The 15,896-nt window shown below is 50.1% G+C and carries 15 protein-coding genes; 7 read left to right on the forward strand and 8 right to left on the reverse strand.

Annotated elements, in window-relative coordinates; translation table 11 throughout:
* Positions 1-324 precede the first annotated feature (324 nt).
* Together GmarT_RS04610 and GmarT_RS04615 are read left to right on the forward strand one after the other, a co-directional pair.
* Positions 325-1,131 carry a MotA/TolQ/ExbB proton channel family protein gene (locus GmarT_RS04610; RefSeq protein WP_002646485.1) on the forward strand — a complete coding sequence of 269 codons (807 nt, stop codon included), beginning with the start codon at positions 325-327 and terminating at the stop codon, positions 1,129-1,131.
* A 67-nt stretch (positions 1,132-1,198) separates the two neighbouring features.
* The gene (locus GmarT_RS04615; RefSeq protein ID WP_002646483.1) at positions 1,199-2,461 is read left to right on the forward strand and encodes a S41 family peptidase; all 1,263 of its coding nucleotides are present in this window, start codon (positions 1,199-1,201) and stop codon (positions 2,459-2,461) included.
* Between the two features lie 202 nt (positions 2,462-2,663).
* On the opposite strand, the gene GmarT_RS04620 is transcribed toward GmarT_RS04615, so the two are convergent.
* From GmarT_RS04620 to GmarT_RS04630, 3 genes are read right to left on the reverse strand one after another with little or no spacing between them, the layout of a single operon-like run.
* On the reverse strand, positions 2,664-3,932 hold the full coding sequence (locus GmarT_RS04620) for an NPCBM/NEW2 domain-containing protein (RefSeq protein WP_002646482.1): 1,269 nt from the start codon (positions 3,930-3,932) through the stop codon (positions 2,664-2,666).
* A 37-nt stretch (positions 3,933-3,969) separates the two neighbouring features.
* Positions 3,970-4,689 (reverse strand): transposase, encoded by a 720-nt coding sequence (locus GmarT_RS04625; protein WP_002646481.1) that lies wholly within the window; start codon positions 4,687-4,689, stop codon positions 3,970-3,972.
* A 55-nt stretch (positions 4,690-4,744) separates the two neighbouring features.
* A complete protein-coding gene (locus tag GmarT_RS04630) occupies positions 4,745-6,610 on the reverse strand; it encodes a glycoside hydrolase family protein (RefSeq protein WP_002646480.1) in 1,866 nt (621 codons plus the stop codon).
* Between the two features lie 313 nt (positions 6,611-6,923).
* On the opposite strand from GmarT_RS04630, the gene GmarT_RS04635 reads away from it, so the two are divergent.
* Entirely contained in the window at positions 6,924-7,877 is a 954-nt protein-coding gene (locus tag GmarT_RS04635) for an IS110 family RNA-guided transposase (RefSeq protein WP_002643830.1), read from the forward strand.
* Between the two features lie 27 nt (positions 7,878-7,904).
* Here the strand turns inward: GmarT_RS04635 and GmarT_RS04640 are convergent, their stop codons facing one another.
* Together GmarT_RS04640 and GmarT_RS04645 are read right to left on the reverse strand one after the other, a co-directional pair.
* Positions 7,905-8,315 carry a hypothetical protein gene (locus GmarT_RS04640; protein WP_044237836.1) on the reverse strand — a complete coding sequence of 137 codons (411 nt, stop codon included), beginning with the start codon at positions 8,313-8,315 and terminating at the stop codon, positions 7,905-7,907.
* Positions 8,316-8,397: 82 nt separating this feature from the next.
* On the reverse strand, positions 8,398-9,060 hold the full coding sequence (locus GmarT_RS04645) for a hypothetical protein (protein WP_002646478.1): 663 nt from the start codon (positions 9,058-9,060) through the stop codon (positions 8,398-8,400).
* 364 nt (positions 9,061-9,424) lie between these two features.
* Here GmarT_RS04645 and GmarT_RS04650 point away from each other — a divergent pair, with 364 nt between their 5' ends.
* The 3 genes from GmarT_RS04650 to GmarT_RS04660 all read left to right on the forward strand — a co-directional run bounded on the left by GmarT_RS04650 (position 9,425) and on the right by GmarT_RS04660 (position 12,525).
* Positions 9,425-10,771 (forward strand): DUF1501 domain-containing protein, encoded by a 1,347-nt coding sequence (locus GmarT_RS04650; protein ID WP_002646477.1) that lies wholly within the window; start codon positions 9,425-9,427, stop codon positions 10,769-10,771.
* 37 nt (positions 10,772-10,808) lie between these two features.
* Complete coding sequence (locus tag GmarT_RS04655) at positions 10,809-11,540, forward strand: hypothetical protein (protein WP_002646476.1); 732 nt, start codon at positions 10,809-10,811, stop codon at positions 11,538-11,540.
* 169 nt (positions 11,541-11,709) lie between these two features.
* Positions 11,710-12,525, forward strand: a complete 816-nt coding sequence (locus tag GmarT_RS04660; protein WP_149302456.1) for a hypothetical protein — start codon at positions 11,710-11,712, stop codon at positions 12,523-12,525.
* 88 nt (positions 12,526-12,613) lie between these two features.
* Here the strand turns inward: GmarT_RS04660 and GmarT_RS04665 are convergent, their stop codons facing one another.
* Complete coding sequence (locus GmarT_RS04665; RefSeq protein WP_002646474.1) at positions 12,614-13,201, reverse strand: DUF1294 domain-containing protein; 588 nt, start codon at positions 13,199-13,201, stop codon at positions 12,614-12,616.
* A 430-nt stretch (positions 13,202-13,631) separates the two neighbouring features.
* Here GmarT_RS04665 and GmarT_RS04670 point away from each other — a divergent pair, with 430 nt between their 5' ends.
* Positions 13,632-14,585, forward strand: coding sequence for an IS110 family RNA-guided transposase (locus GmarT_RS04670; protein ID WP_002643830.1), 954 nt, complete (start codon positions 13,632-13,634; stop codon positions 14,583-14,585).
* Positions 14,586-14,766: 181 nt separating this feature from the next.
* On the opposite strand, the gene GmarT_RS04675 is transcribed toward GmarT_RS04670, so the two are convergent.
* The gene (locus GmarT_RS04675) at positions 14,767-15,333 is read right to left on the reverse strand and encodes a YeeE/YedE thiosulfate transporter family protein (protein ID WP_002646473.1); all 567 of its coding nucleotides are present in this window, start codon (positions 15,331-15,333) and stop codon (positions 14,767-14,769) included.
* On the reverse strand, positions 15,326-15,859 hold the full coding sequence (locus GmarT_RS04680) for a YeeE/YedE thiosulfate transporter family protein (RefSeq protein WP_002646472.1): 534 nt from the start codon (positions 15,857-15,859) through the stop codon (positions 15,326-15,328). Before GmarT_RS04680 ends, GmarT_RS04675 begins: the two co-directional genes overlap by 8 nt.
* Positions 15,860-15,896 lie beyond the last annotated feature (37 nt).

The following is a 15,896-nucleotide window of genomic DNA, read 5'->3' on the forward strand; positions in this document are numbered from 1 at the left end:
AGCCCAGAGGGAATGTGCTGGAGTGACGCACAAGGCTCATTAACCAAACCCGACCACAAAACGGTTCAAGCTGAACCACGGTTGATTTCACTTTGATTAAGAATACATTTTCAATTTTTATTGACTACTGTTCTGTGGGTGGGTACGTTTATACACTTAGTGTGGTTTGTAATACCTTTGTTTCATTGATTCTCAAACAGAGCCTGACAAAACAAGGTACTCATAAGCTATTACCGTCTCCGCCGGCAGCGGAGTATTCACTGTGATCTCTGATTCAATCGCATCAGAGACAGAGGCCATTTAATCGAAAAGAAAGACAGTGGCGTGGCAGAATCAAAATCAACACACGAGCTTACCGACACGTTAAGCGAGCCCAAAGTCAACGCATTTCGCGAATGGATGATTTATAGTGTCATTTTCACGGGCCTGATCCTTCTGCTTTGTGGCCGCTTAATTTATCTGGCACTCCTGTCGGACGTGACAGGAATCTGCATTCTGATCCTTGTCTTGTTTGTCTGCGCACTGGCACGAAATGCATGGGATGTATCCTATATAGATCGGCAACGTTCATTAGCACATCAGCAGGTGCAAGAACTGATAAAAAGCAACAAAATCAGCGCTGCATTTCTGAAAAATTCAGAGCCCAGCATACTCCGCGATCATCTGCTGAATCTGAATGCGATTGCTAAAAAAGATCCCATGGTCTCGCAGGAAAACCTGGTGGTGCTCATGCAAAGTAAACTGAACGCTCGATTGAGATTGACCGAGCTGGCCTCCAGTATGCTGGTCACTCTCGGTCTGGTAGGAACGATTGTCGGTCTGATTGGATCGGTTGGTGGAATCAGCGTGGTAGTGGAAGCTGTTGGATCTAATCGAGATCAGCTTATGTCCGGGATGCGCGAAACTCTGGGGGGAATGGGAACCGCTTTCTATACAACCCTGCTGGGTGCGCTGTTCGGAGGCATTGTCCTGAGAATTCTGTCTTCGGTCGTGAACAGTCATGCGGACAGTCTGATTGCTTATATCGCTGAACTGGCAGAAGTTTATATGGTACCCACACTCCGCAGATCCAGCAGAAAAAGAACGAAGAACGGCAATCTCGAAATCGATGTTACGGAAGTGGTTTCATGATCAAAACGGCAACCCTGAATCTGAATGAAATCTGGAATTCCTACAAAGCAGTCAGTGGAAGAGAAACATGCAGTTAATTACACGTCGCGAGAGCACAAGTTTCTACGAATCCTTTTCCGATTTGATATTCTGCACTCTGGTTCTGTTTATCATCCTGGTCATGATTCTTTCGCTTTCGGTAAACGAACAGGTTGAATCTTACGCCAAAGAGCAACAGGCAATCACCGAAAAACTCGAAGCACAGAAAGCAGAGTTAGCTCTGCTGGAAAGGCAGGCTTCTGAGGAACGCCAGAGATTGAGCAGCATGTTAGGCGGCACTCGATTTATATCTCATTTTGGAGAGACTTATCTTTATATCGTATGTGATACTATATCAAATCCGCCTCGTTATTGGCCTGTCCCATCAACTTACTTTAACGATATAGGAATCAATTTCATAAATGAATCAAACGAAGACAAACAAAAACGGCTAAGTAAGATACGGGAAAATATTCTGAAACTAACTCAAAACAACCGTTCTTATCGTGCTGAAGAACTTGGTTTAATCGCGCGTTCATTTTCTTTTTACGAAACTGGTGAACTCAGCAGACACAAAGGTCTTGGAGTTGAACTCATCCAGACAAATGCAGGATTAAAAGTCGGCCGGGTTTTTCCATCTTCCCCGGGTGAAGATGCAGGATTAAAACAGGATGATCTAATCACTCATATTGTGGGGACGCCTCTAAACCAGAATGGTTTAAAAATCCTCAGATCCAAAACCCGTAACATAGAATCAAATGAAACGATTACCCTTCGAGTAGAGTCCCAAAACCAATTGCCCCGAAACGTGATTTTAAAACCGAATTTCTATAGGAATGCAGGGAGGGTAAATGAAATTGCAAACAGCAGTTTTAATTCTCTCGCCAGTGGAATTATTGATGTAGATGGAAAAATGAAAGAGTCATTAGACTTGATCAAAACTTTTCAATCCAAACGTCCCGATTTGATCCTGAACCAAAACGAAAAAGAACTTAGCGAGGTGATTGAGAGTGTGATTCACTCATTGGAAATCTATTTTGAAGTCGTAGAACGTGTTGATGCAAGTGAATTTCGTCCCTTTCATATAGGAAGTCTGCCTGAATTAAATATTTATGTCAGCAAAGAAGATGAGAGTGGTCTTATTGCAGGTATGAGATTGACAGCCGATGAAATACTGCAACTGGTTCGCGCCATCGGGGGCAGAGGTGCGGTGCTCAACTGGATCGTGAAGGACAATGCACCGATTCCAGAATGGGTCAAACAGAAAGTACTCGAACCTTCAGGTTTTCGAGACAAAGCGCCTCTCAATTGATCCTTAATGTTAACTGACAAGTGCCACAAACTGGGCATTAACAGCTTTAATGCATCACAGCAACTCGCAGAAGCTCTCCGCTGTACCCAAGAATTATGATCGGTGCAACCAGGAGTGCCTCCTGCTGCCCGAAACTCCGGAACTTATTATGCAGGGCCAATTGGCCTTGAATCGTGAGACTCGGTAAGTTGCGGCGCTGGATTCATTCAGTCTTCAACATCGGCTTGCCCCATACTGTCAGATTGTGACTGGGTTCGGAACCTTCAGCGGCGATGGTCTTCAGGGATAGTTTCAAAACGTCAGACGAGGGCAGGGGGACGTCCAGTTTGACGGGGGCATCCCCCACGCGCACCGGTTTGCTGCGGATCAGTTCTTTGCCGTTCGCCTCAACCGCGAACAGGACCACTCCGTTTTTACCCGCGGTGGGATGCAGGCCGACATCGCAGGTGAAACGTGAGAAGACATTTCCCGGGGCGAGGACGAAGTCCAGCTCGAACGGGGTGCCCATGCCGTAGCCGGTTTCGTATTCGGTCGTGTCAATCTGCAGGGGATGCAGTTGCCGCTTTGCGTCCATCGCCTGGTTCAACAGGAACGGCTTCACGTAATAGGGGTGGGGAATCATCCGTCCCCGGAAGTCGGGCAACCAGTCGGTGAGTGGCTGCTCTTCGAAGAGAAACTCCTGATCGTCAATGTGATTGGTGGCCAGGCAGATCGCGGTATAGATCACATCTGCTGTGTGCCGTCCGTTGGCCAGAGCCGCTGCCGCCCGGTGCTCGTCCGCCTTCTTCCCGTCTCCCTGCATCGTATCCTGCACGATGGGAATGATGTGCGCCGCGGCATGGTGACGCAGCAGCTTCTGATGTTCATAGATCCGCAGCGCCGCTTCGGCACGCGTCCGTCCCAGCAGTCGGGGCGTGTATTTTTCTTCCGCCAGTTGATAACTGCCGGAATCCATGAAGCCCCCCGCTCCAAACAGATAATTAAGTCGTGCTTTGTCCTTAGGGGGAGGCAGCAGTGTTTTGAGCTGCAGTTCTGTGACAGGGCTGCTGTGAGCCGAGGGGCAACCCGGATCTTCATTCCAGTGACAGAGGACTCCCAGGAACTTCATCGCTTCATCGGTTTTGCCCGCCTGCAGATTGTCGGCAATTTGCTCCAGATACCATTGCATGGCGGTCGCACTCTGTGTCGGCGGATTGACATCATGCAGCGACAGCCGCACGCCCGGCACCAGACAGTAGGCATCCAACTGGGGGGCTTTTCCGCCGGCGTGTTTGTCCTGCAGCGAAGTATAGTCCCGGCAGAGACGGGTGAGATTATCCTGCCCGATCAATTCGGTTTGCCATTCCGGCAGCCGTGCCACCGCCCAGAGCCGAATCAATCGATGCCCTTTCCCCCAGGCCCAGAGTGGATGTGCATTAGAGATACACAAAATCAGGAGAAGCAATCCAACAACAAGACGACGCACGCGCATGGCTTTTCCTCTGTTACTGTTGAGTTCGGGTAATGTATCAAGAGAACTCGATTCTAGGCGGTCCGTTCTCGCGATGCCAGGATTCTTTATTCAGCCGGGGTCTGCCTCTCGGGCGTGTGGTGCTTTCCAGGGAGAGACGTGCGGCCGTGTTACTGATCCATTTGTCTCCGCCGAAGGGGGTGCCTCTGACGATGCTTTTTCGCACGGCTGCCAGCTCGTCATCGGTCTGTGGTTTATTCACCAGCGCCCGCCAGTTTCGTGGTAGTGCTGGTTTCTTCGGTGTCGCCAGCCAGGCGGGAGCGTGCTGTTTCTGCTGCCGGGCCCAGGCGGAGCTGTATTCCCACTCCTCGGCTTTTTTGACCAGATTGGCCCGCAGGGGATTACGTTCGACATAACGCATGACTGTCAGCAGATGCTCGTCTGTTTGAACCGGAAACGATTTGAAGCGTCCCTGGTAGAGGTGACCGCTGCCACCGGTTTCGTAGTGGGCGTGCCAGCGCATGGTATGGGTGACACTGAGCCGCTGAAAGAATTCCGTCAACTGGGTATCCGTTGTGGGACGCACTACAAAGTGCCAGTGGTTGGGCATCACCGACATCGCAAAAATCGGCAGGGGATTTTTCTGACACGTCTCCTCCACCGCCTGCATGAATGCGGTGTAATCGTCGGGCTTTTCAAACAGCGTCAGCCGCGCAACAGACCGGTTGAGTACATGAAACACTTCACCAGCAGGGCAGATTCGTTTGGATCTAGGCATAAACCGAGTATAGCAGAAGCCGAAGTGGAAAAAAGAGTTCTGCTCCCAATGGCCTCTAAAATCCGGTATTCGGGTACCAGCGGCTGTAGTGGTTTTCGCCGAGTCTTGTGAGTGGGATGGCTGTGGGTTTGAAAAGTAATGAGCCTTCCCGGACTTGCTGGCGATGACCGAGCTTTGATACAAGTGGCCAATAAGGATTGTGTCCCTTTTGCCAAGTGACAAACTGATTCGGATCCCAGACCGCAATCCCGTCCGCACCCTGTGCGTAATCCCGGGAGACAGACTGCAGCAGGCTGTTCGCACTTTCCATTTTCCAGCCAACATAAAAGGGAAAGATTTTCACATCCGTTCCCTCGGTGATTCGCGCGTAGTAAGCCGTGTCGCCTGACTTCGATTTCAGGCCACTGGTATAATAAGCGAACCAGGCAATGCCGATCTGGTCGATCAGTTTTTCTTCAATCCAACGTTCCACATCCAGTCCGAACTTCTGATTGTCGGCACGGGTAGAAAATGTGGAAACGGCGAGTTTGAGACGTCGATGGGCGTTGCCGCGTTGAACTGCTGTTTCATCCAGCATCGCCCGTATTTTACGCACGAACTCCGTGACAATCGTCGCCCGCAATTGGAACACGCGTGGATCGTCTTCGGCCAGATCGCGAGGATTCTCGCCGAATTCTTTGATGAACCGCTGACAGAAGGGTTCTTCCCACAGAATCATGGGCATGCCTCGATGAAAGAGAAATCCGGCGCCGTCTGCGCCTCTCTGCAGTGCTTCGCGATAAACTTCGATCAGATGATCCTGGACCTCCTCAGCAGCGTAGCTGAGATGCATGGTCGGCGTTCCGTCATAGTCGATGCAACGCCATTCGGGATGCGCTTCGTAGAAATCGCTCATGAAGAATTCCTCCCACGGCGGTGCTGCTTTCCAGCCGGCGGCACGCAGGCAGACCAGGATTTCCGCATCTTGACTGTGTGCTTCCTCAACGGCCACTTTTAGAGGGTCTATGCCCTGCTGATGCAGATGACGAACCGATTCGACATACTCGCGATCGACTTCCCTCGGGAATGTATCAAGGTGCCCGCCCATCAGATTTCCCACCTGGCTCGGATGATGAACGAGATCAGCGCCTCCGACCTGGAACCACCAGGTCTTGAAATCACTGTCGCGATACGCGGAGAACGTTGCTGCCAGGTCGGCACGATTCTGAGGGCGGAACGGATGAATCCAGGTATAACCGTCGAAGGTTGCGACTGCTGTTTTCGTTGTCTTTTGAGCACGATCGGCACGTATCCGGGAGATTTCCTCGTTCGTGAGCGGAATGGTTTTGACATAATGGATTCGCGCAGGCATCTGGTACACGGTGGAGAACTGCAGGTCGTTATCGGTCAGGTCGGCGGCACCTAAATACACTTCTTCCAGCATGTCACGGCGTTGCGGCCCCAGATTGAGTCGATTGCTCAGTCGGGTATAGGCAGAGTCGCTCGTGAATTTCGCTTCCACATTATTCTTCGCAGGTCGCACGAGATCAGTAATTGAACTCAGCCCGATATAGACGGCGTGCCAGCCCTGTTTGCCAAGTTTCAAGGTCAGGTCCGGCGCGGATGACTCGCGTCCGACGGAGATACACTTTCCGGAGAACTCTGCCGTTTCGTATTCAAACACTTTCCATTTATGATGATGACGGCTCTCTGAAATCGCGTCTGCCGGGATGCAGCGAGTCAGGTCTGTGAATCGTTCTGCCTGCTTGAAGTTCTGCCACTGTTCGGAGTGTGTCAGCGGAGTCTGTTTTTGAACAAGTGACGCGGAGTCGCTGGAGGCAACACTCGTGGTCGGTTCCGCAGCAACAAGTGTTGTTCCTGAAGATGTGATGAGACCGAATAACAGCGCGAATCTGATGTGTCTGGCAATGTTGTCATTCATAACGAAGTTCCTGAAATGTAAAAAGTGTCAGGTCTGTCGGAACTAAAGGGGGCAGGACTCGATAATAAAGAGTCCTAGTATCTCGGGTACGAGCGGCATTGGACCAGGCTTACAGAATTGATGTGGCTGGTTATATTGATAAGAGCTCATCCCTGATGGCCATCAGGGATGAGCTGCGACTTTGTAGATCGTCGAGTCCTGGGTGCTGATAGACACCGTGGGTCAGTTGGATCGCAGAGCCGCATCGTTTTCAACCCGAACAGTCGCTAGAGCCACTCAGGTGAGCTCGTATTTTACTAGGATGGGACACACGATGAAAGACTCCTCTTCAATTTCTGTGGTTGGCATTGATGTTTCTAAAGATTCACTCGATCTCTTCCATACGATTAATGGCCAGCAGCAGAAGATCGCTTATCAGCAGGATTCCCTCAAGCTGCTTGCCCGGCAGATCATCAAGCTCAACGCAACCGTCGTCATGGAAGCCACGGGTGGCTACGAAAAGAAACTGGTCAAATATTTACAGAGCCAGGGAATTGCATGTGCCGTGGTGAATCCGAAGCTGATTCGTGACTTTGCCAGAGCCTGTGGGAAGCTTGAGAAAAACGATGCCATCGACGCCAGGATCATCGCCTCTTTTGGACAGATGATGCAACCGAGGACGATGGGAAAAATCGATCGAAACAGGGAGAAACTCAAGTTGCTGGCAACTCGTCGAGAACAGGTTCAAAGTATGATTACCCAGGAATCCAATCGTCAGCAGCAAATTGAGGATCGGCAAATTCGGGCCTTCATTCAACGGGCGATCCAACTCTATCAGAAACAGCTTAAAAAACTGGACAATGAAATGCTGAAGGTCATTGAAGCCGACCAGACCATGAAACAGAAGTCCGAAATTCTGCTCTCTGCGAAAGGTGTCGGCCCGGCAACAACCGCTAACCTGATTGCCGGGCTGCCTGAACTCGGGCAACTGAATCGGCAGCAGATCGCCAAGCTCGTCGGCCTGGCTCCTCTCGTTCGGGACAGTGGCAAATTCAAAGGGCAGCGCAGAACATATGCCGGCAGAAGCCAGATACGGCGGATCCTTTATATGGCGACCTTAGTAGCCACGCGCTGGAACAGTCGCATCAAAGCATTTTACTTGTCCTTATTGGAAAGAGGTAAACCGAAGAAGCTGGCCATCACAGCCTGCATGAGAAAGTTTATCACCATCCTGAATTCCATGATGAAAAACAATCAGACGTGGGATCAAAATCTTCTTGCTTCTTGACATAATCCAAGACAGTCGCTGACCCCTTTAATTCTCTTCAGTTTTAAACGGACGGTTTGGTGCGTTTTCTGGATTCGAATCTTTGACAATACGTTTCTGTAGTGTGTCGACGACAATAAATTCTGCATCGGGACCTTTTCCCAGGGTGACGCGATAGGTTCCCGGTCCTTCCTGCCGGATGACCGGCGCTGCCTCAGGGTCGAAGGCACCTGAACCCAGCGGCCAGGTATCATATCGTTCCACCGCGCCTTCTGCCGTATTCCCAATGCTGTAATAGTATCGGCCATTTGAATCTGGGCCATGCAAAATGACTGCACAGTCAGACTCGGGGAGAATGTTGATTGAGATCGTGCGAATGGTGTCGCTTCCCCCTCTAGAGCAACTGACCCCCATGCTGATGAGGAGTAATGCGAGCGGGACAATTATGAAATGTTTCATCATGTTACTCTGTGTGTTTGAAAGAAAAACAATAGACTCAACATAAGATATCTGCCACTATTATTATCTGCTGGTTACCAACTCAGATACCATCCCAGACCGGCACTTCCAGAAATTCTGCAAGCGTTTTTGCATCTTCGCGCACCTGGTCCAGCTTCCCGTGATCGACGACATTGGTTCGCACGCCATCCCGGGAGACGAGATTCAGTTCATAGCTGTAATACGAACTCTTGTTTCCACTCACGTGTTCTGAAATTAACTGAATCGCATGGATTTCCCGGAAAGGCATCAGCAATTCATTGGCGGTCGCATAGATTAATTCGTCAGCCGGTATCTTTCCTTTCCAGAAGCAGTCGTGCTGCTTATCGAACACTACCGGCGTGGTGCCATAATAGAACATCAAGCCGCCAATCAGGGCAAACACCAGGCCGAACGCTCCCGGGAACAGCACATCTGCTGTGAAAAACTCTCCGCTCATGCTGATTTCCGAGATAGAAATCAGCGATACTCCCAGTCCAACGAATAAGAAAATCAGGTAAAACGCTTTCGCTCCCAGCGTGGCACGGAACTCATAGCGATGTGGCGAGATCTGCACCAGCTGCCGCGTACAGAAACTTGCTCCGCCCCCCTTGAGCGGCGACCATTCCGTCTGCAGTGCGATCGGATCGTCCAGTGTTGAGGGATCAAAGGAGGCATTGCCCGCTGGTACTAAACTTTTGAGTTTTTCAATCAGATTACGAAACACGGACAGCCCGCCTTAATGAAGTAGTAAATCTCTTTTGAAGTTATGATATCATTCCGCGTTGCGTATTCAAATGTTTGTCTGAATCAAAGCTCGACTTGTGCGGGAGGAAGAAAAAGTATTCTGATAATCTTAATCGCTCCCTATATCTCACCCGGAGTCTGAACGCTTTTGGTTTCCTCTGGATATTCAGCGTGATTCGCCGGACAGAGGAAAGATAAGAAACTGCGTGGGATTAAGAAATCTGAGCGGAATCAGATTCACTTCAAACGGTAAATATCGGTATCATATTATGTGTTGTCTGTGTATTATTGCGCCATTCAATGGAGTGTGGGTTTAGAAAATCTGGTTAGCTGGAACATGCAATATGTTGAGAATTGAAGGCAGTGCATCCAAATTCTGTGATCGTATTCCCCGCCGCTCTTTCCTGCAGATAGGTGGGCTGGCGATGGGCGGTTTGTCGTTGCCGCAACTGCTGCAGGCCGAACAACAGAATTCACAGCGTCCAGCTCATAAATCGGTGATCATGATCTTCCTGAATGGGGGTCCGCCGCATCAGGACATGTTCGACTTAAAGCCCGAGGCACCCGCCGAGATTCGCGGCGAGTTTCAACCCATCGCGACCAGCGTGCCCGGCATCCAGATCAGCGAGCTGATGCCCCGCGTCGCAGGGATGATGGATAAGTTTTCGATCATCCGTTCGCTGGTGGGTTCCGAAGGCCGACACGATTCATTCCAGTGCTGCACCGGTCATCAGTTTCGAGATCCCAAACCGCAGGGGGGCTGGCCGTCCATGGGCTCGGCGCTCTCCAGACTGCAGGGGCCCGTTGATCCTGCTGTGCCCCCTTATATCGATCTGTCGCAGAAGATGGCCCATGATCCCTACAACATTAAAGGCCCGGGTTTCCTGGGGATGGCGCACTCCCCGTTTCGCCCTGATGGCGAGGTGATGAGCAACATGACGCTGAATCAGATTACCCCCATTCGCTTGCGCGAGCGGACCCGACTGCTGGATGAACTCGATACCTACCGGCGGAACGTCGATCAGAAACTGGCCAGCGAAACCAGCGATCAATTCACCGAACAGGCTCTGGGGGTTTTAACATCCTCCCGACTGGTGGAAGCGCTCGACCTGGAGAAAGTCGACCCGCAAGTGCGCGCCCGGTACGGAATCGACGATGCCAAAGTGCTCGGCTTTGATCCCAAGATGGGATACCAGGCGCTGATGTCCCGATTTCTGCAAGCCCGGCGGGCGGTGGAAGCAGGGGCCCGGATGGTGACCTGCAGTTTCGCTGATTTCGATTACCACAGCGATAACTTCGGCAGAGGCCGCAAAGTGATTCCGTTACTGGATCAGGGCGTGGCGGCGCTGGTGGAAGATCTGCATGAACGCGGTTTGGACAAGGATGTGACGGTCATCGTGTGGGGCGAGTTTGGTCGGACACCCAAAATCAATGAGAAAGCAGGCCGCGATCATTGGTCGCGCGTGCATGCGGGCCTGCTGGCGGGCGGGGGAATGCAAGCCGGGCAGGTGATTGGTTCAACAGATAAATGGGCCGAAGCAGCGGTCGACCGCCCCGTACATATGCAGGAAGTCTTCGCTACACTGTACCATAACCTGGGCATCGATGCCGCCACGACAACCATCCCGGACAACAACGGCCGACCGCAATATCTGCTGGAACGCCAGGCACCGATTCGGGAACTGATCTGACGGCGTGGGGTCACTCCACTTTAAAAAGAGGTGCGGAATGGATGTCCGTTACATTGTAATCTCTGTCTCATTATTATTTGGTACCTGTTTTTCCGGTTGTCACCGTGGATTATCGACCAGCACTTCCCCTCCGGCTGAGGAACTACCACAGTTCTCAGATGAGTCTGATCTACCAGCTTATTTTTTCAATAAGCCCATGATCGCCGTTTTTCAAACTCGATTCGCACCATATCCTGACGCTCTGTTTCAGCCCGAAATTACCTTTGCAGTCTGGGATAACGGAACGTTTTTGCTCAAGGAAGATCGAAACTATGTAACGGGAGCGCTGTCTGTTCAATCTTTGTCAGATGTAAATCACATCATGAACGATAAAAGATATCATTCCTGTTTAACTGAACCTCTTCCTGGTTATTTTCATTCCGATTGGTACCACTCAATCTTATCTACAGATAACAAAGATTATTCGGCCAGATCCTCTTTCAGGTTGACCGGTGCAGACGATCTCGATGACGTGAGCGGTTTTCAAAAATGGGACATTGACAATAGTAGTTTAGAATATATCCGTAAAACTAACGACACCATCAAGGAGCATTTGAAGAAGAGTACAGCCTCTGGGGGGTTCTCTCTGTCTGAAGGAAATGTAATGCAGATTGTCTCAAAATGGGGTTATGGACCACCGTATCTCTCCAAGGAAGAGATTAAGGAGATGACCCAAGGGGATTACGGACCACCGTATTTCACCAACGATAACAGCAGCAAGACGGAGTAGAACCTGGGGAAGGAAATGTGCCTGACACCCTTTTTGCTTCCCCATTCCGCAGATTTTACAATCATTCAATGTCTAGATCCTAAAATCAGCCACCGTGAGCAACCGCCGGGCCGAACAGGATTGGATCTGCCCCCTTTTATGCCTTACAGATAGAAAGAGCGGCGTACAGATGATTTTGAGTCAAGTCAAAACCAGACGTTTTTGCGTGGTTTGGATTTTGTGTTCATTGATCGCTTTGTATGCACTGGAAATAAGGCCCATCCTTTTTGGGAATACTCAATTGATGAGCGCCTTTGATGATACTCGCCTGAACCTGTACTGGCATGTCAGTGCAGCGTGTTTAATTGGATTTGTTCTTGCACTTGTTACGCTGCTGGCGATCGAAACCAAACGTTTTCGCGCGGTTTGGCTATTCTGTTCATTGATCACTTTTTGCTTTCTGTTGTTTTCATACGAGATTAGCGCTTCGTTTCCATCGGAGTATGAAACTGTCGATGGCACATTGGGCCTTTACTATATCTGGTGTACATTGGGTGAATGGTATGAATTGGAAATCAGGCGTATTCTCTTTGGAGGTTCTCCAATGCCGATCGCCTCTTGTGCTACTCGCCTGATGCTGTTCTGGCATGTCATTGCAGCGTGTTTAGTTGGCCTTGTTTTTGCACCTGTTACTCTGCTGGCCATCAAAACCAGACGCTTTCGCGCGGTTTGGCTATTGTGTTCATTGATCACTTTTTGCATTCTGTGGTTTTCATACCATATTTATGGTTCGTTTCCTGTCGCTTGCTTTGTCGCTTGCTCATTGGGTAACTGGTATGAATTGGAAATCAGGCGGGTTCTCTTTGGGGAGACTCCCCTGTTTAGCACTTCTGATCATACTCTCCTGATCTTGTTTAAGCATGTCAGTGCATCGTGTTTGATTGGCCTTGTTCTCGCACTTGTTACGCTGAAGGCAATCAAACCTGCTGACAAAGAAAAAGAGTAGCTACAGAAGGTGTAGATAAGGGGAAGCATCTAACCGTGGTAACGTCCTGCGGCTGATTTCACTTCTCTTGTGATAGCGTATTAACCGGTTAATTAAACAATCCTGTGTCACCACGCCACACGAAATATCCGATTGCCGCCACGTTCAGACATACGGTCAGCCAGAACACAACCAGGAATTTCTGCTTGCTGGATTTGTGTCGCAGCAGGCGTTGTGCGGCCAGTGCGCCGGGCCAGCCTCCCACCAGTGCCAGGACGTGTAAGTTCGATTCTGCTGTCCGCCACTTGCCCCGTTGTGCCGCGGATTTATCCCAGGCGTAGGCGATGAAGGTGATACAGCTCGCGACGAAATATCCCGCCAGCACCAGCCAGGGGATGCGGTGGAAATAGACAGAAACCAGTAAAAAACCGACAAACAGTACGGTAAATGAAACCGCGGGCGCGCTGCGCAGACGCCTGGTAAGCGACTGATCTGAAAACCGGACGTTTTCCGCTCTGACTTTCCCGTTCTCTTCGTGGGCCGTTTCGTACGAAACAGGATCACCTGCCTGCGGCCGTCGTGCCGAACCAGAGAAGGCACTGATGTGCACAAAAACCGAACTGTCGTCGTTTTGCGATGAGATAAAGCCAAAGCCTTTTTCATCATCCCAGTCGGTGATTTTTCCCTGCGAACGCATTTCAATTACTTTTTTATTGTGGTCTGACGGTTTCGTTACAATGCCTGGTAACGGATGAATGTAATTACGGTGTCATTAGTGTAAGTACAAATGTTTTCGTTGCAAGCTGAAATGCCAGGCCGGATAGCTTCCATCGGCTCCGAATCCAACAGGCGGTGTAATAAGGGGTCAGCGACTCAATAAAAAGAGTCCTAGTATCTCGGGTACGAGCGGCATTGGACCAGGCTTACAGAATTGATGTGGCTGGTTATATTGATAAGAGCTCATCCCTGATGGCCATCAGGGATGAGCTGCGACTTTGTAGATCGTCGAGTCCTGGGTGCTGATAGACACCGTGGGTCAGTTGGATCGCAGAGCCGCATCGTTTTCAACCCGAACAGTCGCTAGAGCCACTCAGGTGAGCTCGTATTTTACTAGGATGGGACACACGATGAAAGACTCCTCTTCAATTTCTGTGGTTGGCATTGATGTTTCTAAAGATTCACTCGATCTCTTCCATACGATTAATGGCCAGCAGCAGAAGATCGCTTATCAGCAGGATTCCCTCAAGCTGCTTGCCCGGCAGATCATCAAGCTCAACGCAACCGTCGTCATGGAAGCCACGGGTGGCTACGAAAAGAAACTGGTCAAATATTTACAGAGCCAGGGAATTGCATGTGCCGTGGTGAATCCGAAGCTGATTCGTGACTTTGCCAGAGCCTGTGGGAAGCTTGAGAAAAACGATGCCATCGACGCCAGGATCATCGCCTCTTTTGGACAGATGATGCAACCGAGGACGATGGGAAAAATCGATCGAAACAGGGAGAAACTCAAGTTGCTGGCAACTCGTCGAGAACAGGTTCAAAGTATGATTACCCAGGAATCCAATCGTCAGCAGCAAATTGAGGATCGGCAAATTCGGGCCTTCATTCAACGGGCGATCCAACTCTATCAGAAACAGCTTAAAAAACTGGACAATGAAATGCTGAAGGTCATTGAAGCCGACCAGACCATGAAACAGAAGTCCGAAATTCTGCTCTCTGCGAAAGGTGTCGGCCCGGCAACAACCGCTAACCTGATTGCCGGGCTGCCTGAACTCGGGCAACTGAATCGGCAGCAGATCGCCAAGCTCGTCGGCCTGGCTCCTCTCGTTCGGGACAGTGGCAAATTCAAAGGGCAGCGCAGAACATATGCCGGCAGAAGCCAGATACGGCGGATCCTTTATATGGCGACCTTAGTAGCCACGCGCTGGAACAGTCGCATCAAAGCATTTTACTTGTCCTTATTGGAAAGAGGTAAACCGAAGAAGCTGGCCATCACAGCCTGCATGAGAAAGTTTATCACCATCCTGAATTCCATGATGAAAAACAATCAGACGTGGGATCAAAATCTTCTTGCTTCTTGACATAATCCAAGACAGTCGCTGACCCCTTTTGACAGATGACCCCTTTTAACAGATCTTTCGACAGAAGCATTCTCCTTCGGATTCTGCTGATTCAAAAAGCAAAGAAGAGTGTTTGTCGAATTGTTTGTTTCCATCAGCCCTCCACGAATTGTAACGCTGCGTTCAATTTCATCCCTTTTACTCAGGATGTCATCTGCTTCGTCCTCATTTCATGTCGGTTTCGCGAGGAGAAAAAAACCGTTACCACTGCTACTAAAATCAGAGAGATGATCCACAGCCAGGGGCTCGTCCCGGTGATTTGAGGTAAGGTAACTTTTCCTTCACTGCCGAACCGCTTCAGGAATGCAGTCAATGGTGGAAAAGCGATGACATAGATTCCTGCCCCCATCAACATTCCAATCACGCCTGCAAAGGCGTCCTTACGTCCTTCACCACAGGCTGCGACTCCTGTACCCGGACAATAGCCAAAAATTGCCATTCCAAAACCAAAGAACAGGCCGCCGAAAATGATTCCCCCCCATGCCAGCGGTTTGAGGTGCAAGGAAACGGTTTGAGTTGGTAAAACCGCATAAATCCCAGCGGCTCCCACAACCACTGCCATCCCCATTATCTTCACCACGGTCCAGTCTTTGAGCAGGAATTGGCCCAGTATTACCTGGTATTTCGCTACGCGCCCTTTTTGCAGCAATACGCCAAACAGAATCCCGGTAAATAAACCTAAAGCCAGTTTCCAGATAGGATCAAACATTTTTCCTTCCCTCCCGTCCGAAAAATAAAAAAGCAGTCCCGATACTGGTGCTGAAGAAGATCGCGGTAAATAACCAGCTTGAAACAGCAAGCTGCAGAGTTCCACTGATGCCATGCCCGCTGGTACATCCCTGAGCCATTCGCGCGCCAAAGAGCATTAACGTTCCACCGATAAAAGCAGCCGCATATCGTTTGCTTTTAGATGTTCCAAATCGTTGCTGCCACAAGGGAGGCACTGCGGGAGCATTCCGATCACCAGAGGCTTTGGAACTGATAAAAGAACCAATGAAGACCCCCGCGACCAGCATCCATTCCCAGCCAATTTTTGGCGACTCTTTCTCGAAGTAACTGTTCCTTTCGGCTAGAGCTGGAGCGGCATATTTTTCAATCAAGGCAGCTGTATGCTCAAATGCAGTGGTGATACCCAGTGGGTGATCGGCAGTCAGGAAGGCAAACCAGCTGAGAATACCAATTCCGGCACCGACGAGATAAGGCGGCCAGGATTTCTCCTGGAACAGATTATTCATAATGAAAACTCCTTCGTATCTTTAAATGTGAGGAAGT

Source organism: Gimesia maris (assembly GCF_008298035.1).
GTDB lineage: Bacteria > Planctomycetota > Planctomycetia > Planctomycetales > Planctomycetaceae > Gimesia > Gimesia maris.